Consider the following 20,017-nt stretch of genomic DNA (forward strand, 5'->3'; position numbering starts at 1 on the left):
TCATGCGACCACGCTAACGCGGGCCACCGACAGCCACCGGCAACCGCGCGCCACGCAGCGGGCGGTGTCGCATCACGGCTGCGCACCGAGGGAAAACTAACCTCCGGCTCAAGCAGGGGCTGCCCCTGGACAAGGGATCGCGACTCCCGTCCCGCACCGCGCGAGAGAGGCCGGACCGTGACGCACACGACCGTACGCATCGCCATGAACGGCGTGACCGGACGCATGGGCCACCGCCAGCATCTGGTCCGCTCCCTCCTCGCCCTGCGGGAACAGGGCGGCATCGGCCTCGGGGACGGGACGGTGATCATGCCCGAACCCGTCCTCGTCGGCCGCTCCGCGCCCAGGCTGCGGGCCCTGGCCGAACGGTACGGCCTGCGGGAATGGAGCACCGACCTCGACGCCGTACTGGCCGACGACAGCATCGACGTCTACTTCGACGCACAGATCACCGCCGCCCGCGAGGAGGCGGTGAAGAAGGCGATCGCCGCCGGAAAGCATCTGTACGTCGAAAAGCCCACCGCCACCGGGCTGTCCGGCGCCCTGGAGCTGGCCAGGGCGGCGCGCGACGCCGGCGTCAAACACGGCGTCGTCCAGGACAAGCTCTTCCTGCCCGGACTGCGCAAGCTCCGCCGCCTGGCCGAGGGCGGTTTCTTCGGCCGCATCCTGTCCGTACGGGGCGAGTTCGGCTACTGGGTCTTCGAGGGCGACTGGCAGCCGGCCCAGCGCCCCTCCTGGAACTACCGCGCCGAGGACGGCGGCGGCATCGCGGCCGATATGTTCCCGCACTGGGAGTACGTCCTGCACGAGCTGTTCGGGCCGGTCAGGTCCGTACAGGCGCATTTCACCACGCATATCCCGCGCCGCTGGGACGAGTCCGGCACGCCGTACGAGGTCACCGCCGACGACGCCGCGTACGCCGTCTTCGAGCTGGCCGGCGGGATCGTCGCGCAGATCAACTCCTCCTGGGCGGTGCGGGTGCACCGCGAGGAGCTGCTGGAGTTCCAGGTGGACGGCACCGAGGGCTCGGCCGTCGCCGGGCTGCGCGGCTGCCGGGTCCAGCACCGCTCCGCCACCCCCAGGCCGGTATGGGATCCGGACATCCCGGCGGACGGACGGTTCCGCGAGCAGTGGCAGGAGGTGCCGGACAACGACGAGTTCGGCAACGCCTTCAAGGCGCAGTGGGAGCTGTTCCTGCGCCATGTCGTCCGCGACGAGCCCTGGCACTGGGATCTGGCGGCCGGCGCCCGGGGCGTCCAGCTCGCCGGGCTCGGCCTGAAGTCGTCGGCCGAGGGCCGCCGTCTGGACGTTCCGGAGCTGACCCTTTGACCGCCGCCGTGCGGCCCCGCTCCCGTACGGTCTTCGCCGCCGCCCATGTGGTCCCCGACCCGTACGCCGACACCACGCCCGACGGCCCCGCCGCCCTCGACTGGGACGCCACCCTCGCCTTCCGCCACCACCTCTGGTCGCACGGCCTGGGCGTGGCCGAGGCGATGGACACCGCGCAGCGCGGCATGGGCCTGGACTGGCCGGCCGCCGCCGAGCTGATCCGCCGCTCCGCCGCCGAGGCACACGCCGTGGGCGGCCTGCTGGCCTGCGGCGTCGGCACCGACCAACTCCCGCCCCACGGCGCCTCGCTGGCGCAGGTGCGGGCCGCGTACGAGGAACAGCTCGAGCTGGTCGAGAACGCCGGCGGCCGCCCGGTCCTGATGGCGTCCCGGCAGCTCGCCGCGGCCGCCACCGGGCCCGACGACTATCTGGACCTCTACGGCCACCTGCTGCGCCAGGCCGCCGGACCGGTCGTCCTCCACTGGCTGGGCCCGATGTTCGACCCGGCGCTGGAGGGCTACTGGGGCAGTACGGACCTCGACACCGCCACGGACACCCTGGTGCGCATCATCGCCGGCCGTCCCCACAAGGTGGACGGCGTCAAGGTCTCCCTCCTGGACGCGGGGCGGGAGATCCGGCTGCGCCGGCGGCTTCCCGGCGCCGTGCGCTGTTACACCGGCGACGACTTCCACTACCCCGAGCTGATCGCGGGTGACGACCACGGCCACAGCGATGCGCTGCTGGGCGTCTTCGACCCGCTGGCCCCGCTGGCCGCCGCGGCCGTACGCCTCCTGGACGAGGGCGACCGGGAGGGCTTCCGTGCCGCCCTGGACCCGACCGTCGCCCTCTCCCGGCACCTCTTCCGGGCGCCCACCCGCTACTACAAGACCGGCGTCGTCCTGCTGGCCTGGCTCGCCGGCCACCAGTCGCACTTCACCATGGTCGGGGGCCTCCAGTCGGCCCGCTCGCTGCCGCATCTGCGGCGTGCCTACCAACTGGCCGACGGGCTCGGCCTGTTCCCGGACCGGGAGCTCGCCGCCGCCCGGATGGGCAGGCTGCTTGCGGTGTACGGGGCGGAGAGGACAGAGAAGACGGAGAGGGCGGCGACATGAGCGACGGCGGCCCGGGCGACGGCGACGGGGGCGACGGCGTCCTCTCCCGTCTGAGCCTCAATCAGGAGACCGTCCGGCAGTGGTCCCTTCCGGAGCTGGCGGACGGGTGCGCGCGGGCGGGCGTACGGGGCGTGGGCCTGTGGCGCGCGCCGGTGCGGGACTACGGGGTGGCGGCGGCGGCCCGTCTCGTACGGGACGCCGGGCTGGAGGTCACCAGCCTGTGCCGGGGCGGCTTCTTCACCGCCGAGGATCCCGGGGAGCGCGCGGCGGCCCTGGAGGACAACCGGGCCGCGATCGACGAGGCCGCGGTCCTCGGCACCGGCACCCTGGTCCTGGTCTCCGGCGGGCTGCCGCCCGGCAGCCGCGATCTGTCCGGCGCCCGGGAGCGGATCGCCGACGCGCTCGCCCAGCTGGCGCCGTACGCCGCCGGACGGGGCGTACGGCTGGCGCTCGAACCGCTGCACCCGATGTACGCGGCGGACCGCTGTGTGGTCTCCACGCTCGCCCAGGCCCTCGACCTCGCCGAACGCTTCCCCGCCGGCCAGGTGGGGGTCGTGGTGGACACCTACCACCTGTGGTGGGACGACACGGTCGGCGCGGGGATCGCCCGCGCGGGCGGCGCCGGCGGGGCCGGATCCCGTATCGCCGCCTTCCAGTTGGCCGACTGGGTCACGCCGCTGCCCGAGGGCGTCCTGCTGGGGCGCGGGCAGCTCGGTGACGGATCGGTGGATCTGCGCTGGTTCCGGGAGCGGGTGGACGCGGCCGGCTACCGGGGCCCCATCGAGGTGGAGATCTTCAGCCCGGCGCTGTGGGCGAGGGACGGGGCGGAGGTTCTGGCCGAGATCGTGGAGCGGTTCGCCACCCATGTCCGGTGAACAACAGGTGACCAACAAGCGGCACGTGCGGTAATCAAGAAATAACTCACCGGAAGTGCAACCGAGGAGGGCTCTCGGAGGTCATAGGTGGCGTCGGCCTCAACGGGGGAGGAACCGGGGGGATCCGGAGGCCGACGAGAAGGGGAGGGAATCGAGGGGCCCGGCCATCAGGCGGGCCCCTCGATCGCAGGCCGGGGAACTGCCCGGCCCCGGCGCGTTGTCAGACCCCGGCGGTACCGTCAGGGCATGGGGCAGGGCATGGATCGGGGCGTGGTCAGAGGATCGGTGGTGGAAGGGGTCCTCGAGCGGATCACCTACGCCAATGAGGAGACCGGCTACACCGTCGCGCGGGTCGACACCGGCCGCGGCGCGGGCGATCTCCTCACGGTCGTCGGCGCACTGCTGGGGGCGCAGCCCGGGGAATCCCTGCGGATGGAGGGGCGCTGGGGCTCCCATCCGCAGTACGGCAAGCAGTTCACCGTCGAGAACTACACCACCGTCCTGCCGGCCACGATCCAGGGCATCCGCCGCTATCTCGGCTCGGGCCTGATCAAGGGCATCGGCCCGCGCATCGCCGACCGCATCACCGAACACTTCGGCACGGACACCCTCGACGTCATCGAGAAGGAGCCCGGGCGGCTCATCGAGGTCCCGGGGCTGGGCCCCAAGCGCACGAAGATGATCGGCGCGGCGTGGGAGGAGCAGAAGGCCATCAAGGAGGTGATGGTCTTCCTCCAGGGCGTCGGCGTCTCGACGTCGATCGCGGTGCGGATCTACAAGAAGTACGGCGACGCCTCCATCTCCGTCGTCCGCAACCAGCCCTACCGCCTCGCCGCCGATGTCTGGGGCATCGGCTTCCTGACGGCCGACCGCATCGCGCAGGCGGTGGGCATTCCGCACGACAGTCCGGACCGCGTCAAGGCGGGCCTGCAGTACGCGCTGTCGCAGTCGACGGACCAGGGGCACTGCTTCCTGCCCGAGGAGCGGCTGATCGCGGATGCGGTCAAGCTGCTCCAGGTGGACACCGGCCTGGTCATCGACTGCCTGGGGGAGCTGGCCGACGACCCCGAGGGCGTGGTGCGCGAGCAGGTGCCCGGCAGCGACGGGGAGCCCGTCACCGCCGTCTATCTGGTGCCGTTCCACCGCGCCGAGATCTCGCTGGCCGGGCGGCTGACCCGGCTGATGCGCAGCGACGGGGACCGGATGCCGGCGTTCGGGGACGTGGACTGGGACAAGGCGCTGGCGTGGCTGGCGCGGCGTACGGGGGCCGAGCTGGCACCGGAGCAGCAGGCGGCGGTGCGGCTGGCGCTGACGCAGAAGGTGGCGGTGCTGACCGGCGGGCCCGGCTGCGGCAAGTCCTTCACGGTGCGCTCCGTGGTGGAGCTGGCCCGCGCGAAGAAGGCGAAGGTGGTGCTGGCGGCGCCCACCGGGCGGGCGGCCAAGCGGCTGTCGGAGCTGACCGGGGCGGACGCCTCCACGGTCCACCGCCTCCTGGAGCTCAAGCCCGGCGGGGACGCCGCCTATGACGCGGACCGCCCGCTGGACGCCGATCTGGTGGTCGTCGACGAGGCGTCGATGCTGGATCTGCTGCTGGCCAACAAACTCGTCAAGGCGGTGCCGCCGGGCGCCCATCTGCTGCTGGTCGGGGATGTCGACCAGCTGCCGTCGGTGGGCGCGGGCGAGGTGCTGCGGGATCTGCTCGCCGGGGGAGGGGCCGCGCCCGGCGCGTCGGACAGGGGTGGTGGTCGGGCGACGGGCGGGACTGTTCCGTCCGTGCGGCTGACCAGGATCTTCCGCCAGGCGCAGCAGTCCGGGGTGGTCACCAACGCGCACCGCATCAACTCCGGTGTGCCGCCGCTGACGACGGGGCTGAAGGACTTCTTCCTGTTCGCCGAGGAGGACACCGAGGCGGCCGGGCGGCTGACGGTGGACGTGGCGGCGCACCGGATCCCGGCGAAGTTCGGGCTCGACCCGCGCCGGGATGTCCAGGTGCTGGCCCCGATGCACCGCGGCCCGGCCGGCGCGGGTGCCCTGAACGGCCTCCTCCAGCAGGCCGTCACCCCTGCCCGCCCCGATCTGCCCGAGCGCCGGTTCGGCGGCCGGGTCTTCCGGGTGGGCGACAAGGTCACCCAGATCAGAAACAACTATGACAAGGGCCGCAACGGCGTCTTCAACGGGACGGTGGGGGTGGTCACCGCCCTGGACACCGTCGAGCAGCGGCTGACCGTGCTCACCGACGAGGACGAGGAGGTCCCCTACGACTTCGATGAATTGGACGAATTGGCACACGCCTATGCCGTGACGATTCACCGCTCGCAGGGTAGTGAGTATCCAGCGGTGGTGATTCCGGTCACGACCGGAGCGTGGATGATGCTGCAGCGCAATCTGCTGTATACCGCCGTGACCAGGGCAAAACGTCTGGTCGTGCTGGTCGGTTCCCGGAAGGCCCTGGGGCAGGCCGTGCGCACCGTATCCGCCGGTCGGCGGTGTACGGCGCTCGATCACCGGCTCGCCGCCGCCATGTGATGTCACTCCTCTTTCCCAATCGGGGCGAAGGGGAGCAGGATGGACATCAGCGCGGCACTGAGTGCCGCGATAGGGCCCTATGGCCGACCCCGAGTGCACATCCAAGGTCCAAATGGGGGAAGGTATAGGCAGTCAGGGCACCTCGAAGAAGAGGCACAACGTCGGTGAGGGATGACGTGAGCGACAACTCTGTAGTACTGCGTTACGGGGACGGCGAATACAGCTACCCGGTCGTCGACAGCACGGTCGGCGACAAGGGCTTCGACATCTCGAAGCTGCGCGCCCAGACCGGTCTGGTGACCCTGGATTCCGGTTACGGCAATACCGCGGCATACAAATCCGCGATCACCTATCTCGACGGTGAACAGGGAATTCTTCGTTACCGCGGGTATCCGATCGAGCAGCTCGCAGAGCGCAGCACGTTCGTCGAGACCGCGTATCTCCTGATCAACGGTGAGCTGCCCACCGTCGACCAGCTGTCGGCCTTCAAGCAGGACATCACCTACCACACCCTGCTTCACGAGGACGTCAAGCGTTTCTACGACGGCTTCCCGCGCGACGCCCACCCGATGGCGATGCTGTCGTCGGTCGTCAGCGCGCTGTCGACGTTCTACCAGGACAGCCACAACCCGTTCGACGAGCAGCAGCGCCATATTTCCACGATCCGGCTGCTGGCCAAGCTTCCGACGATCGCGGCGTACGCCTACAAGAAGTCGGTCGGCCACCCGGTCGTCTACCCGAGCAACGACCTCGGTTACGTCGAGAACTTCCTGCGGATGACCTTCTCGGTGCCGGCTGCCGACTACGAGCTCGACCCGGTCGTCGTCAGCGCCCTGGACAAGCTGCTGATCCTGCACGCCGACCACGAGCAGAACTGCTCGACCTCCACGGTGCGCCTGGTCGGTTCCTCGCAGGCGAACCTCTTCGCCTCGATCTCCGCCGGCATCAGCGCCCTGTGGGGCCCGCTGCACGGCGGCGCCAACCAGTCCGTGCTGGAGATGCTGGAGGGCATCCAGCGCGACGGCGGCGACGTCGACTCCTTCATCCGCAAGGTGAAGAACAAGGAAGACGGCGTGAAGCTCATGGGCTTCGGGCACCGCGTCTACAAGAACTTCGACCCCCGGGCGAAGATCATCAAGGCGGCGGCGCACGACGTCCTCTCCGCGCTCGGCAAGTCCGACGAGCTGCTGGACATCGCCCTCAAGCTGGAGGAGCACGCGCTCTCCGACGACTACTTCGTCTCGCGCAAGCTCTACCCGAACGTCGACTTCTACACCGGTCTGATCTACCGGGCCATGGGCTTCCCGACCGAGATGTTCACCGTGCTCTTCGCGCTCGGCCGGCTGCCCGGCTGGATCGCCCAGTGGCACGAGATGATCAAGGAGCCCGGCTCCCGTATCGGCCGCCCGCGGCAGATCTACACCGGTGCCGTCGAGCGCGACTTCGTGCCCGTCGAGGAGCGCTGACCCCCGCGCCTGCTCTCTGGGGCGGCGCTGGCGAACCGAGCTCCAAAAAGGGGGCGAACCGAGCCCCCAAAAGAAGCGAAAAGCGCCCCGCCTCCGGATCCCCCCACGGGTCCAGAGTGCGGGGCGCTTCCCTTGTCCCGGGTGGATTCCCCCCACGGGATCCTTCCGGGCGTTCCGGGTTGCACCGCGATCTGCCGGGACGCGCACATTCGGGAGGGCCGCTCAAGCTCCCCGGGCGCGTCGCCCCGGCCAACGCGTAGCCGTGTCAGATCCCCCAAGACCCGCACGGCATGTGCGGTGCAGGCGCCGCCGGGGTGCCTGCACTGTCCGGTTAGACTCGCGACCCCCCTCAATGGTTACGTTCCCATGAGTGTGATCTGGGTCTCTTGCCATAAAGGGCGAATCCGGTCAAGGGTTACGAGTTGGAGATCCAGGCCGTGCCGTATGGGTGTTGTGTCAGTTGTGAGAACTATGTGAACGTTCGCAGTCTCAGGCTGTTGCTGACCACAAAGACGGACGAGAACGCCATCGCCGCGCCCGCGATCATAGGGTTCAGCAGGCCGGCCGCCGCAAGCGGCAGCGCCGCCACGTTGTAGCCGAACGCCCAGAACAGATTGCCCTTGATCGTGGCGAGGGTGGCACGGGCCAGCCGGATCGCCTCCGCCGCCACCCGCAGATCGCCCCGTACGAGCGTGAGATCGCCCGCCTCGATGGCCGCGTCCGTGCCGGTCCCCATGGCCAGCCCCAGATCGGCGGCGGCCAGCGCCGCCGCGTCATTGACGCCGTCGCCGACCATCGCGACCGTACGGCCCCCGGCCCGCAGCCGCGCCACGACCGCCACCTTGTCCTCCGGCAGCACCTCGGCGATCACCTCGTCGATGCCCACCTCGGCCGCGACCGCCTCCGCGACCGCCTTGTTGTCACCGGTCAGCAGGACCGGCGTCAGCCCCAGCGCGCGCAGCTCCCGCACCGCCTCGGCGCTGGTGGGCTTCACCGCATCGGCGACCGCCAGCACCCCGCGCGCCTCCCCGTCCCAGGCCACCACCACGGCCGTACGGCCCGCCGCCTCGGCCGCCGCCAGCGCCGCCCGCAGCCCGGCCGGCAGCGCGATACCGGCGCCCTCGGCCAGCCGCGCCCGGCCCGCCAGCACCCGATGGCCGTCGACCGTGCCGCGCACGCCCAGCCCCGGCACGTTCGCGAAGCCCGTCACGCCGGGCAGCGTCCCCGTCCGCTCCCGTGCGCCCTCCGCGACGGCCCGCGCCACCGGATGCTCGGAGGCATGCTCCAGCGCCCCCGCCAGCCGCAGCAGCCCGGCCACCGCGACCCCGTCGGCCGCCACCGCCTCCTGGAGCCGCATCCGCCCGCTGGTGACCGTCCCCGTCTTGTCCAGGAGGACGGTGTCCACCCGGCGGGTCGACTCCAGCACCTCCAGCCCCTTGATCAGAATGCCCAGCTGGGCGCCGCGCCCGGTGCCCACCATCAGCGCCGTCGGTGTGGCCAGCCCGAGCGCGCACGGGCAGGCGATGATCAGCACCGCCACCGCGGCCGTGAACGACGCCGCGGCGTCCCCGCTCACGAGCAGCCGGCCGGCCAGCGTGCCCACCGCGATCACCAGCACCACCGGGACGAACACCGCCGAGATCCGGTCGGCCAGCCGCTGCACCGCCGCCTTGCCGCTCTGTGCCTCCTGCACCAGCCGTGCCATCCGCGCCAGCTGGGTGTCGCCCCCGACCCGGGTGGCCTCGACCTCCAGGCGGCCCGAGACGTTCACCGTCGCCCCGGTGACACCGTCACCCGGGGACACTTCCACCGGCACCGACTCCCCGGTCAGCATCGAGGCGTCGACGGCCGACACACCCGCCGTCACCCGCCCGTCCGTGGCGATGGTCTCCCCGGGCCGCACGACGAACCGGTCACCGACCCGCAGGTCGGCCACCGGCACCCGGACCTCGTGCCCGCCCGCCGCCCGGCCACCGCCCCGGCCGGAGAGCGCTCCGCGCTCGCCCCCCTCACCCCGCAGCGCGGTCACGTCCTTGGCGCCCAGCTCCAGCAGCGCCCGCAGCGCCGCGCCCGCCTTCCGCTTCGAGCGGGCCTCCAGATAGCGGCCCAGCAGCAGAAAGGCGGTCACTCCGGCCGCGGTCTCCAGATAGATCTGCGAGGGCCCGGCCGTGGACGCGACGGTGAGATCGAAGCCGTGCCGCATACCCGGCATACCGGCATCACCGAAGAACAGCGCCCACAGCGACCAGCCGAAGGCGGCCAGCGTCCCCAGGGAGACCAGGGTGTCCATAGTGGCGGCGCCGTGCCGCAGATTGGTCCAGGCGGCGCGGTGGAAGGGGAGGCCGCCCCAGACGACGACCGGCGCGGCCAGTGCCAGGGACAGCCACTGCCAGCCCGTGAACTGCAGCGCGGGCACCATCGCCAGGACGATCACCGGAACGGTCAGCGCGGAACAGACCGCCAGCCGGTGGCGGAGCGCCGCCAGGTCCTCGCCCGGTGTCTCCTCCGGCGTCTTTTCCGGAGGTTCCCCTGCGGCCGGCCGGGACTCCGGGGCCGCCGGACGCTCGGCCGTATAGCCGGTCTTCTCGACCGTCGCGATCAGGTCCGCGACCGAGACCCCGTCCTCGTACGAGATCCGCGCCTTCTCCGTCGCGTAGTTGACGGTGGCGGCGACGCCCGCCATGCGGTTGAGCTTCTTCTCGATCCGTGCGGCGCACGAGGCGCAGGTCATCCCGCCGATCGCGAGCTCGACCCGCGCCTGTGCGGGGGCACCGGACATACGGATCAGGCCCGGCCCACGAGCTCGTAGCCGGCCTCGTCGACGGCCGCGCGCACGGCTTCGTCGTCCAGCGGGGCGGCGGAGGTGACGGTCACCAGCCCGGTGGCCGCGACCGCCTGCACCGAGGTGACGCCCTCGATCTCGTCGATCTCGGCGGACACGGCCCCCTCGCAGTGACCGCAGGTCATGCCGGTGACCTTGTAGGTGGTGGTCACCTCGCCGGCCTGCGCGGCGGCCCCGGCGTCCGAGTGGCAGGAGCCCCCGGGCGAGCAGCAGGAACCGTTCGCCGACGTGGCGGACGGGGCGGCTGCGCCGGAGGTGACAGGCGTCGCAGTCATGGTTCTCTCCTCGTGGTGCCGATGTGTTCCGTGTCCGGCACGGAACCGGAGTGCCGGGAGAAGCGCCGATGGCGCCCGGTGTCTCCCTGCGCCTTCACTTTATACCCCTAGGGGGTATCAATCCAACCTCGGCCCGCCACGCGTTGCCGTGCGCCCCGCCACGCGTCAGCCTTGGGGTACGGACTCGGGGCAGGGCGGACCGAGGAGGCGGCCGGATGGACGTATTCGCCTACGGCCTGCTGGTGCTCACCACCCTGCCACCGCTGGTCCCCAATTCCGCGCTCCTTGTCACGGCCGGAGTACTCGCCTCCGAGGGTCATGCGTTCCTGCCCCTGATCCTGCTGGTCGTCGCGGGCAGCGCACTGCTGGGCGATGTGCTGATGTATCTCGTGGCACGGCGGTTCGGCGGGGCCGTACGGTCCTGGATGCGGCGCAGCCCCCGCCGACGGGCACTGCTGGAGTGGACCTTCGCCCATATCGAGCGCTACGGCCTGCCGTTCGTGATCGGCGTACGGTTCCTGCCCAGCGGGCGGATCGCCGGCGCGCTGGCCTCCGGAGTCCTGCGCTACCCCCTGCGCAAATACGTGATCGGCGCGGGCTCCGCCGAGGTGCTGTGGGCCACCTACTCGGTCGGCCTCGGCTACATGGGCAGCGCCGCCGCGGGCAACCGCCTCTACGCCGCCGGAATCGGCATCGGCGTCTCCTGCGCGGTCGCCGCGGCGGGCACCGGCGTCCAGTGGATCGCCCGCCGCCGCGCCATGCGGGTTCCGGCGGACGGAGGCGGCGGGGCCGCCTCCGGCGGGCCGCGGAACGCCGCGGGCGAAGGCGAAGGCAATGGGTCCGGGAACGGCGCGGACGGCCGCGGGGGATGCGGCGAGGTGACGGCCGCCCGGGGGGACACGGGCCCGGCCGGGTGACTGAGACCGCGGAAAGGTGACCCGGACTCGCGGAAGGTGACTCGGACTCGCGGAAGGTGACTCGGGTCTGCGGAATGGCTTCTGACCGGCGGTTTCGTCGAGTCCGTCGGCCGTCTTGCCCAGGCCCGGTGGCCCGCTGCCCAGGTGGCGGCCGATTGTCAGTGGCGGGTCCTAACGTGGTCTGCATGACGAGGGGAACAGGCGCACCCCGGGTGCGGATCGAGGAGTGGACGGCGGACGACATCGACCTGTTGCACCGGCTCAACACGCCGGAGATGACCGAGCATCTCGGCGGCCCGGAGACCGAGGCGCAGGTGGTCGCCCGGCACGGGCGGTATCTCGGGCTCGACGGGACGGGGCAGATGTTCCGGGTGGTGCTGACGGAGGGGGACGGCACGGGGGGCGCAGTGGGGGACGAGGGCGGGGACGGCGCGACGGGAGACGGCGCCGGGGGGACGCTGGTGGGTTCGGTCGGCTACTGGGAGCTCAGCTGGCGGGGCGAGCGGGCGTATGAGACGGGCTGGGGTGTGCTGCCCGAGTTCCAGGGGCGGGGCATCGCGGCGGCCGCGGCGCGCGAGGTCATAGCGGTGGCCAGGGTCAAGGGGCGCCACCGCTATCTGCACGCCTTCCCGTCGGTGGCGCACGCCGCGTCCAACGCCGTGGCTCGGAAGGCGGGATTCGGCTTCCGGGAGGAATGCGAGATCGAGTACCCGAAGGGGCGCCGGATGCGGGCCAACAACTGGCGGGTGAAGCTGGGCTGACGGCCGCGGTGCGGGCGTCAACTCCCTTGTCAGATCAGCAGGTTGAGGCTGGAAAGGGCGGTGAAGGCCAGCACCAGCCGCGCGAAGAGCGCCTGGTCGATGCGCTGTACGCAGGATCGCCCGAGGGCCGCGCCGGCGATGACGGCGGGGGCGAGCGCGGCGTCCAGGGCGAGGGCACCGGGCGCGATCAGGCCCAGACCGGCGCTGAACGGCAGCTTGACGGCGTTGACGATCAGGAAGAACCAGGCACCGGTGCCCAGGAACCCGAGCACGGAGAAACCGGAGGTGAGCAGATAGAGGGACATGGCGGGGCCGCCGGCATTGGCGACCATGGTGGCGAAACCGGCGACCAGACCGAAGAGCAGCGCCCGGGGATGCGGTGACGGCGGGTGCGGGGACGGCAAGTGCGGTGACGTTACGCGCCGTTCCCGCGCCCGCTGCCACAGGTGATGCAGCACCATCGTCAGCAGCAGCGCGCCGATGGTGCGGCGGACGGTGGTGTCATCGGCCCGGGCGACGAAGGCGACGCCGAGCACAATGCCGGCCGCGACCGACGGCAACAGCCGCAGCAGGGCGCGCCAGTCGGCGTGCCGGCGGTAGGCGCGTACGGCCGGCACATCGCCGACGAGGAGCAGCGGCAGCAGCGCGCCGGTGGACTCCTTGGCGGGCAGTACGGCGGCGAACAGCGCGACGCTCAGCGCCCCCACGCCGCTGACGGCGGTCTTCGAGACCCCCACCAGCAGCGCGGCGAGCACCAGCGTGCCCAGGCTTATGGCACCGAGGCCGGTCACGCTCCCGGCGCCGTACCGCCGTTGCTCCCGACGGCCCCGCCCGCGCCCCCGCCGGCGGTGGCGCGGAGGTCCGCGACGGTGACCGGTTCACCGGTCCGGCGGGAGCGGTCGCACGCCTCGGCGACGTACAGCGCCTCCAGCGCCTCGGCGGGCGGGCACGGATTCGGCACCCGGCCCGCGGCGACCTCGACGAAGACGCCCAGCTCCGTGACGTACGCATCGTGGAAGCGCTCCATGAAGGTGGCGTACGGGACGGCCGACCGCTGCCACGACAGCTGCGGCTCCGCCGACGGCAGCGGCGCGCGGTCGTCCAGGCCCACGAAGCGGGCACCCTCGGAGCCGCAGACCTCCAGCCGGACGTCGTGGCCCGCGCCGTTGTAGCGGGTCGCCGTGACGGTGGCCAGCGTGTCGTCGTCGAAGCGCAGCAGCGCCGCGCAGGTGTCGACGTCATCGCCGTCGGCGAAGAAGGACGCACCGCGGTTCGCGCCCTGCGCGTACACCGAGACCACCTCGCGGCCGGTCAGCCAGCGCAGGATGTCGAAGTCATGGATGCTGCAGTCCCGGAACAGCCCGCCGGAGGTGGGGATATAGCCGGCCGGCGGCGGCGTTTGGTCGCTGGTGCAGGCGCGCAGGGTGTGCAGCCAGCCCAGTTCGCCGGAGCGCAGCGCCTCCCGCGCGGCGCGGTAGCCCGCGTCGAAGCGGCGCTGGAAACCGATCTGTACGGGCACCGTCCCGGCCCCGGCCCGCTGCACCACGCCGACGGTGCCGGGCACGTCCAGCGCCACCGGCTTCTCGCAGAACACCGGCACCCCGGCGTCCAGGGCCTGGTGGATGAGCGTGGCGTGCGCGCTGGTCGCGGCGGTGATCACCACGCCGTCCAGGCCGTCCGCGTACATCTCCTCGATGCCCGCGGCGGCCCGTACGCCGAGCGACTCCGCCAGCGATGCGGCGCGTGCGGGGTCCGCATCCGCGACCACGAGCCCGGTGACACCCGGGACGTTCCGGAGGGTCGCGGCGTGGAACGCGCCGATGCGCCCGGTGCCGATCAGCCCGATCTTCATGCGTCGGTTCCTTTCGGGAGGTCATGAACCCCAGGGAGGCCCTGAACCGTTGGACGAGCACCGTTGGACGAACTTTGGAACGGTCCAACGATCCGTTTCCCGGCACCCTGCATGTCCGGACATCCGCAAGTCAACCCTTGCGCACAGGGAAAACGGGTGGCGCCGAACCCCGCGTTGACGAGGCCCCGCCCCGGTGGAAGGATTTCGGTCCATGGAACGGTCCAAGGGAGCCGGTGCCCCCACGATCCGCGGCGTGGCCGAGCGCGCCGGCGTCTCCAAATCCCTCGTCTCCCTCGTCCTGCAGGGGTCGCCACGGGTCAGCGACGCCAAGCGCCGGGCCGTCCTGGACGCCATCGAGGAGCTCGGCTACCGGCCCAACGCCGCCGCCCGCAGCCTGGTGGCGCGCCGTACCCACACCGTGGGCGTACTGCTCGACGACATGCGCAACCCCTGGTTCGTCGAGCTGCTGGACGGCCTGAACTCCGTGCTGCACACCCACGGCCTGCGCATGCTGATGGCCGACGGACGGCTGGGCCGCCGTACCGGCGAGGACGCCACCCGCGCCTTCCTGGAGCTGCAGGTGGACGGCCTGGTCGCGGTCGGCACCCTGTCCGACGCCGACACCGCCGCGCTCGCCGAGGCGGCGGAACGACTGCCGACCGTCGTCGCGGGCAGCCACGACCCCCGGCTGCCGAAGGTGGACACCGTCGCCAACGACGACGAGCACGGCGCCCGGCTCGCCACCGAACACCTCATCGGGCTCGGCCACCGCCGGATCGCCCATATCGCCGGCCGGGGCAGCGTCGGCGAACTGCGCCGCCGCGGCTTCGAAGCGGCCATGCACGAGCACGGACTCCGCGCGGACGCCACGGTCGAGCCGGCCGACGGCACCGAGGAAGGCGGCTACCGGGCGGCCGTCCGGATGCTCGGCGGCCAGTCGGCCGCGGGCCGCGAACGCCCCACCGCCGTCTTCGCGTTCAACGACATCTCCGCAGTCGGTGCGCTGTCGGCGGCGCAGGAACTGGGCCTCGAAGTGCCCCGCGACCTCTCCCTGATCGGCTGCGACAACACCTATCTCGCCCGCATCCGGCACCTGTGGCTGACCACCGTCGACAACGCCGGTTACGACGTCGGACGCCGCGCCGCACAGTGCCTGCTCGACCGCATCGCGCACCCCGAACGGCCCGCCGACCGCCGGCTGGCGGTGCCCTCCCTGGAGATCCGCGGCTCCGCGGCGCCGCCCCCGTAGCCGCGCACCCCGGGCTCAGGCCCGCAACTCGCGGTCGACCGCGCGCAGCAACGTCAGCAGCATGCCGTTCAACGGGGTGGCGATGCCGTGCCGTTCACCGGCCCGGACCACCGCGCCGGTGAGGTACTCGTGCTCCATGGGGCGGCCCGCGAGGCGGTCGAAGAGCATCGAGGAGCCGCCGTCGGGCGGAATCGCCCGGTAGATCTCCAGGGTGTTGCCGACGTCCTGCTCACCGATGTCCGCGCCTTCCGCGCGCGCCACGACGGCCGCCTCGCGCAGCAGATCGCGGGTGAGCGCGACCATTTCGGGGTCGGCGAAGACACCCATCCGCTGCTGGAGAAGGGCGGTGAGGGGGTTGAGCGCCAGGTTGACGAAGAGCTTGCGCCAGGCTTCGGTGGTGAAGTCGCCGACGGGCCGCACCGTCAGCCCGCTGTCCGCCAGCGCAGCGGCGAACCCGTCGGCCAAGGGTCCCTCGGGCACGTGGAGTTCACTGGCGATGTGATGCCGGATCCGCCCCGGGGCGAGGCGTTCCGCGGAGATATACGCCAGCGCGGGCAGGATCCCGGTGCCCTCCGGGACGTACGGGGCGACCCGCGCACGGTGCCCGACGCCGTTCTGCACGACGACGACGGCAGTGCCGGGACCGCACAGCCGCCGCAGCCAGCCCTCGGCGCCCGCGGTGTCCTGCGCCTTGGTGGCCAGCAGCACCCAGTCGACGGGCGCGACCCGCGCCGGGTCGGTGGCGAACCCCACCGCCGCCCTGCGTACCTCACCGCCGGTCTCGACGGTGAGGGCGTCCAGGGGACTGCGGACGCATACGGTGACCTCGAGACCGGCCCACTGCGCGAGGGCGGCGAGGTAGCCGCCGATCGCACCGGCGCCGATCACCGCGATCCGGGCGGGAGCGGCGGCCCGCGGGGGTGCCGGGTCCTGCGGATCCTTCGGGTCCGGCGGGTCGTGCGCTATCGGGTCGGTCATCCCGTGATGGTAGGCCCCGCGCCGGACGGGGCCCACGAGCCACGGAGCCGCGCCGGTTCAGTCCGCCCGCTCCCGCCGGCCCCGATGCCCGGGCCGGCGCGCCACCCAGGCTCTGACCGTATCGGCGAACCAGTACGGCTTGCCGCCCTCCACCAGATCCGGCTCCGGCAGCAGTCCGTGCTTGCGGTACGAGCGCACGGTGTCCGGCTGCACCTGGATATGAGCGGCGATCTCCTTGTAGGACCAGAGCATTCCGTCGGTCATCTCTGCGTCGGTCATCTCTGCGCACCTCCTTGGCGCCGTGTGCAGGGTCGGCCCGGGTAGCCGGCGAGGGCTGCGTACGGCGTGACGGTCAATCAGCCTGTGCCCGGTCAACGACACTCAGTGAGCGGCAGGGAGGGGCTGTCGAGCGGCTGTGACCGAAAGCCCGCGTAACTGTGACAGCCGTGACGGGGGCGGGACGGCTGTGACACAGGCGCAAGAGGAGGGCGGGCCGTCCCCGGCTCCGGCCGGGGACGGCCCGCCCTCAGGCGGCGCGGAAGGCGCAGACCGGCCGCGGGTCAGGCGTAGAGCGCCCGCCACGTCTTCGTGCCGACCTTGCCGTCGGCGGTCAGATGATGGCGGGACTGGAACTTCTTCACCGCGGCCAGGGTCCTGGTCCCGAAGTACCCCGTGACATCTCCCCAGGGGAGATAGCGGCGGTTCGCCAGCAGGCACTGCACCTGGGAGACGCGGTCGCCGCGCTGGCCGTAGACGGTGAGGGCGGTGCCGTTGTAGTACGCACAGGCAGCCTTGGTGCCGGCCGGCGCGGCAGCGGGTCCGGCCGCGGACGCCGGACCGGTGAGCAGTCCGGCGGTCACCAGACCCGCGGTCGCGGCGAGAACGGCGGCGCGCTTCACGGTATGACGCGTGGCGCACACCGCACGCATGGTTCGGGCATTCACGATGTTCACGTTTCCCCCGTTGGATGTGATCGTGATCCGGTCGGAACGATCCACTTGTGCAAGCCGGATGCGATTCCACCTGTTCCGACGCCCATGCGGGCGGCGGCGGTTCCCCGTAAGCAAAAGGATCAGCTCGCCGGAGGGGAAGGGGACCGGTGCGCCGCCAGAAAAAGATCAGCGTTCCCCGAGGGAAAGATCAGCGTTCCCCGAGGGAAAGATCAGCGCTCCGCGAGAAAAAGATCAGCGCTCCGCGAGAAAAGGGGCCGCCACCGGCAACGAACCACACCGCCACAGGCAACGAATCACCCGGCCCCTGGCATCGAATCACCCCGCCATTGGCAACGAATCACCCCGCCATTGGCAACGAATCACCATTCTCCGGAAACCATTCAACCGGCCGTCGCCGCCCTCCGCAGTTCCTCCTCCAGATCCTCCAGGGCCAGCCCCTTCGTCTCCGGTGCATAGCGTCTGCAGAACAGCAGGGACAGTACGCACATCGCGCCGAACAGCCAGAACGTGGTGCCGGCCCCGACCGCCTCGAGCAGCACCGGAAAGGCCAGGGCGACCGAGAAATTGACCAGCCACATCACGAACACCGCGGTGCCCATGGCCAGCCCGCGGACCCTGAGCGGAAACATCTCGGCGAGCAGCAGCCAGACGCCGGTGTTCAACGTGGCCTGCATAAAGGCCATATAGAGAACCATCAGGCCGAGGACGAGAAAACTGACGGCGGGGGAGTGCGGAAGGCGGAATGCCGCGCCGAGCAGGCCGAGCGCGAGCGCCATTCCGGCCAGGCCGGTGATCAGCATGGGGCGGCGGCCCACCCGGTCGATCAGCGACATACCGATCGCGGTGGCGACAACCGAGATCGCGCCGACGGCGATGGTGGCGGTGATCGCGGTATTGGTGCCCAGGCCGGTCGTGGCGAGGATCTTGGGGGCGAAATAGATGACGGCATTCACACCGGTGATCTGCTGGACGACCGCCAGCCCGACGCCCACCAGGAGGAGCCGCCGTACCCAGGGGGTGCGCAGTTCCTGCCAGGCGCCGCGCCGGGCGTCGGCCTCCAGGCTGCGGGCGTGGTCGATACGGGCCAGCTCGGCGGCGATGCCGTCGGCGGGGAGCGTACGGCGAAGAACCCCCGCCGCGTCGTCCGGCCGCCCCTTGCTGATGTACCAGCGCGGGGTGTCCGGCAGGAAGAACAGCCCGATGAACAGGGCCACCGCGGGCACCGCGGCCAGCCCCAGCATCCAGCGCCAGGCCGCCCAGTGCGCCAGCACGGCGTTGACGAGATAGGCGAGCAGCTGACCGCTCACGATCATCAAGGAGTTGAAGGACACCAGCCGGCCGCGGATGTGCGGCGGCGCGATCTCCGACAGATACAGCGGGGTGATGACCGAGGCGCTGCCGACGGCGAGACCGAGGACGAAGCGGGCCGCGGCCATGAAGGGCACCGTGGGGGCGAGCGCGACGGCTATCGCGCCGCCGATGAACACCGCCCCCGCCCACAGCAGGGAGTTGCGCCGCCCGAGGGAGTCGGACATCCGGCCGCCGGCCAGCGAGCCGAAGGCGGCGCCGATCAGCAACGCGCTGGTGATGACGCCCTCGCCCAGGGAGCCGAGGCCGAAGTGCCGCTCCATGAAGGGGAGGGCGCCGGAGACGACTCCGGTGTCGTAGCCGAAGAGGGCGCCGCCGAGGGCGGCGATGGCAGCGATGCCGACGAGGAAACGCTTGGCGCGACGGGCCGGGGCGCCCTCGAGCGGCCCGGCCGGCGCCACCTGACGGGTGGAGGCCGTCATCGTCAGCGGTACAGCGCGGGACGCTCGATCAGCTCCACGGCCACCCGCTCGCCGGTTTCCTGGGCGCGTACGCCCGCCGCGCACACCGCGGCGGCCGCATAGCCGTCCCAGCAGCTGGGGCCCTCGACCTCGCCGCGCCGGGTGGCGTCGACCCAGTGCTGCACCTGCCGGTCGTACGCGTCCTCGAAACGCTCGACGAAACCGGGCGTGATGGCGCCGCCCCAGCGGCCGCCCGTATTGACGAACACGCCGTGGTCGTCGCCGATCCTGGCGGTGCCGCCCTCGCAGACCGCCTCGCAGCCGACCTGGTAGCCGAAGCCGCAGTTGACGAACAGTTCGGTGTCGACGACCTGGCCGCCCGCGGTCTCGAAGAGGATCAGCTGCGGGTCGCTGAGGCCCTCGGGCGCGTTCCCGGTGGGCGCCGGACGCAGCACCCGTACGGCCGTGATCTCCTCGTCCAGCAGCCAGCGGGTCACATCGATCTCATGCACCACGGAGTCGTGGATCATCATCGCGTTGGTGAAACCGGGCGGGGTGTCGGCGTTGCGGTGCTTGTTGTGCAGCATCAGCGGACGCCCGTAAGTGCCCCGGTCCAGAAGGGACTTGAGGGCGCGGTAGTCGGCGTCGTACCGGCGCATGAAACCCACCTGGACGCGGCGGTGGCCCAGCGCCCGCTCCGCCTCCAGGACCCGCAGCGCGGAGGCCGGGTCCGGGGTCAGCGGCTTCTCGCACAGTACGGGCAGATCGCGGGCGAAGGCGCCGAGCAGCGCCGCCTCGTGGGCCGGGCCGGGTGAGGCGATCAGCACGGCGTCCACGCCGGGGTCGGCCATGGCGGCGGCCGGATCGGTGTAGGGGGTACAGCCGTCGATCCCGTCGGCGACGGTCTTGACCCGGGCCTCGTCGAGGTCCACGACCGCGGCCACCCGGGCACCGCTGATCACCTCGTTGATCCGGCGTACGTGGTCGGCGCCCATCCGGCCGGTGCCGATGACGGCGACGCCGAGCGTTCCGTACGAAGTCATGTGGTCTCCTTCGGGATACCCCCGGCTTCAGCCGGGGGAGGTACGAAGCTCCTGCGGAGCAGGGCAGGGA

At 71.7% G+C, this 20,017-nt stretch carries 17 protein-coding genes; 8 read left to right on the forward strand and 9 right to left on the reverse strand.

Annotation, left to right across the window (positions count from 1 at the left end; translation table 11 throughout):
* Positions 1-177 precede the first annotated feature (177 nt).
* The 5 genes from ADL29_RS10100 (at position 178) to ADL29_RS10120 (ending at position 7,308) form a co-directional block, all read left to right on the forward strand.
* On the forward strand, positions 178-1,329 hold the full coding sequence (locus ADL29_RS10100) for a Gfo/Idh/MocA family protein (RefSeq protein ID WP_053923325.1): 1,152 nt from the start codon (positions 178-180) through the stop codon (positions 1,327-1,329).
* Entirely contained in the window at positions 1,326-2,441 is a 1,116-nt protein-coding gene (locus ADL29_RS10105; protein ID WP_053923326.1) for a dihydrodipicolinate synthase family protein, read from the forward strand. The genes ADL29_RS10100 and ADL29_RS10105 overlap by 4 nt, the downstream gene beginning before the upstream one ends.
* Positions 2,438-3,316: a sugar phosphate isomerase/epimerase family protein gene (locus ADL29_RS10110; RefSeq protein WP_053923327.1), complete on the forward strand. Its 879-nt coding sequence runs from the start codon at positions 2,438-2,440 to the stop codon at positions 3,314-3,316. Before ADL29_RS10105 ends, ADL29_RS10110 begins: the two co-directional genes overlap by 4 nt.
* A 246-nt stretch (positions 3,317-3,562) precedes the next feature.
* Positions 3,563-5,842, forward strand: coding sequence for an SF1B family DNA helicase RecD2 (gene recD2 / locus ADL29_RS10115; RefSeq protein WP_425424214.1), 2,280 nt, complete (start codon positions 3,563-3,565; stop codon positions 5,840-5,842).
* A gap of 176 nt (positions 5,843-6,018) precedes the next feature.
* Positions 6,019-7,308, forward strand: a complete 1,290-nt coding sequence (locus ADL29_RS10120; RefSeq protein WP_046927940.1) for a citrate synthase — start codon at positions 6,019-6,021, stop codon at positions 7,306-7,308.
* Between the two features lie 469 nt (positions 7,309-7,777).
* Here ADL29_RS10120 and ADL29_RS10125 read toward each other — a convergent pair whose 3' ends face one another.
* Entirely contained in the window at positions 7,778-10,087 is a 2,310-nt protein-coding gene (locus ADL29_RS10125; protein ID WP_053923328.1) for a heavy metal translocating P-type ATPase, read from the reverse strand.
* Between the two features lie 5 nt (positions 10,088-10,092).
* A complete protein-coding gene (locus tag ADL29_RS10130; protein ID WP_053923329.1) occupies positions 10,093-10,425 on the reverse strand; it encodes a heavy-metal-associated domain-containing protein in 333 nt (110 codons plus the stop codon).
* Positions 10,426-10,640: 215 nt separating this feature from the next.
* Here ADL29_RS10130 and ADL29_RS10135 point away from each other — a divergent pair, with 215 nt between their 5' ends.
* Together ADL29_RS10135 and ADL29_RS10140 are read left to right on the forward strand one after the other, a co-directional pair.
* The gene (locus ADL29_RS10135) at positions 10,641-11,342 is read left to right on the forward strand and encodes a DedA family protein (protein WP_053923330.1); all 702 of its coding nucleotides are present in this window, start codon (positions 10,641-10,643) and stop codon (positions 11,340-11,342) included.
* A 185-nt stretch (positions 11,343-11,527) separates the two neighbouring features.
* A complete protein-coding gene (locus tag ADL29_RS10140) occupies positions 11,528-12,103 on the forward strand; it encodes a GNAT family N-acetyltransferase (protein WP_053923331.1) in 576 nt (191 codons plus the stop codon).
* A gap of 29 nt (positions 12,104-12,132) precedes the next feature.
* Here the strand turns inward: ADL29_RS10140 and ADL29_RS10145 are convergent, their stop codons facing one another.
* Positions 12,133-12,894, reverse strand: a complete 762-nt coding sequence (locus ADL29_RS10145; RefSeq protein WP_053923332.1) for a sulfite exporter TauE/SafE family protein — start codon at positions 12,892-12,894, stop codon at positions 12,133-12,135.
* Positions 12,891-13,955: a Gfo/Idh/MocA family protein gene (locus tag ADL29_RS10150; RefSeq protein ID WP_053923333.1), complete on the reverse strand. Its 1,065-nt coding sequence runs from the start codon at positions 13,953-13,955 to the stop codon at positions 12,891-12,893. The genes ADL29_RS10145 and ADL29_RS10150 overlap by 4 nt, the downstream gene beginning before the upstream one ends.
* 211 nt (positions 13,956-14,166) lie before the next feature.
* On the opposite strand from ADL29_RS10150, the gene ADL29_RS10155 reads away from it, so the two are divergent.
* A complete protein-coding gene (locus ADL29_RS10155) occupies positions 14,167-15,204 on the forward strand; it encodes a LacI family DNA-binding transcriptional regulator (RefSeq protein ID WP_053923334.1) in 1,038 nt (345 codons plus the stop codon).
* A gap of 15 nt (positions 15,205-15,219) precedes the next feature.
* Here ADL29_RS10155 and ADL29_RS10160 read toward each other — a convergent pair whose 3' ends face one another.
* From ADL29_RS10160 to ADL29_RS10180, 5 genes are all read right to left on the reverse strand, one after another.
* Positions 15,220-16,182 (reverse strand): 2-dehydropantoate 2-reductase, encoded by a 963-nt coding sequence (locus ADL29_RS10160; RefSeq protein WP_078970867.1) that lies wholly within the window; start codon positions 16,180-16,182, stop codon positions 15,220-15,222.
* 57 nt (positions 16,183-16,239) lie between these two features.
* The gene (locus ADL29_RS10165) at positions 16,240-16,446 is read right to left on the reverse strand and encodes a helix-turn-helix transcriptional regulator (RefSeq protein ID WP_046931209.1); all 207 of its coding nucleotides are present in this window, start codon (positions 16,444-16,446) and stop codon (positions 16,240-16,242) included.
* Between the two features lie 296 nt (positions 16,447-16,742).
* Entirely contained in the window at positions 16,743-17,126 is a 384-nt protein-coding gene (locus ADL29_RS10170; RefSeq protein ID WP_245689271.1) for a peptidoglycan-binding domain-containing protein, read from the reverse strand.
* Between the two features lie 389 nt (positions 17,127-17,515).
* Positions 17,516-18,925: a sugar porter family MFS transporter gene (locus ADL29_RS10175; protein WP_053923336.1), complete on the reverse strand. Its 1,410-nt coding sequence runs from the start codon at positions 18,923-18,925 to the stop codon at positions 17,516-17,518.
* A gap of 2 nt (positions 18,926-18,927) precedes the next feature.
* A complete protein-coding gene (locus ADL29_RS10180) occupies positions 18,928-19,947 on the reverse strand; it encodes a Gfo/Idh/MocA family protein (RefSeq protein WP_053923337.1) in 1,020 nt (339 codons plus the stop codon).
* Positions 19,948-20,017 lie beyond the last annotated feature (70 nt).

The organism is Streptomyces chattanoogensis (genome assembly GCF_001294335.1).
GTDB lineage: Bacteria > Actinomycetota > Actinomycetes > Streptomycetales > Streptomycetaceae > Streptomyces > Streptomyces chattanoogensis.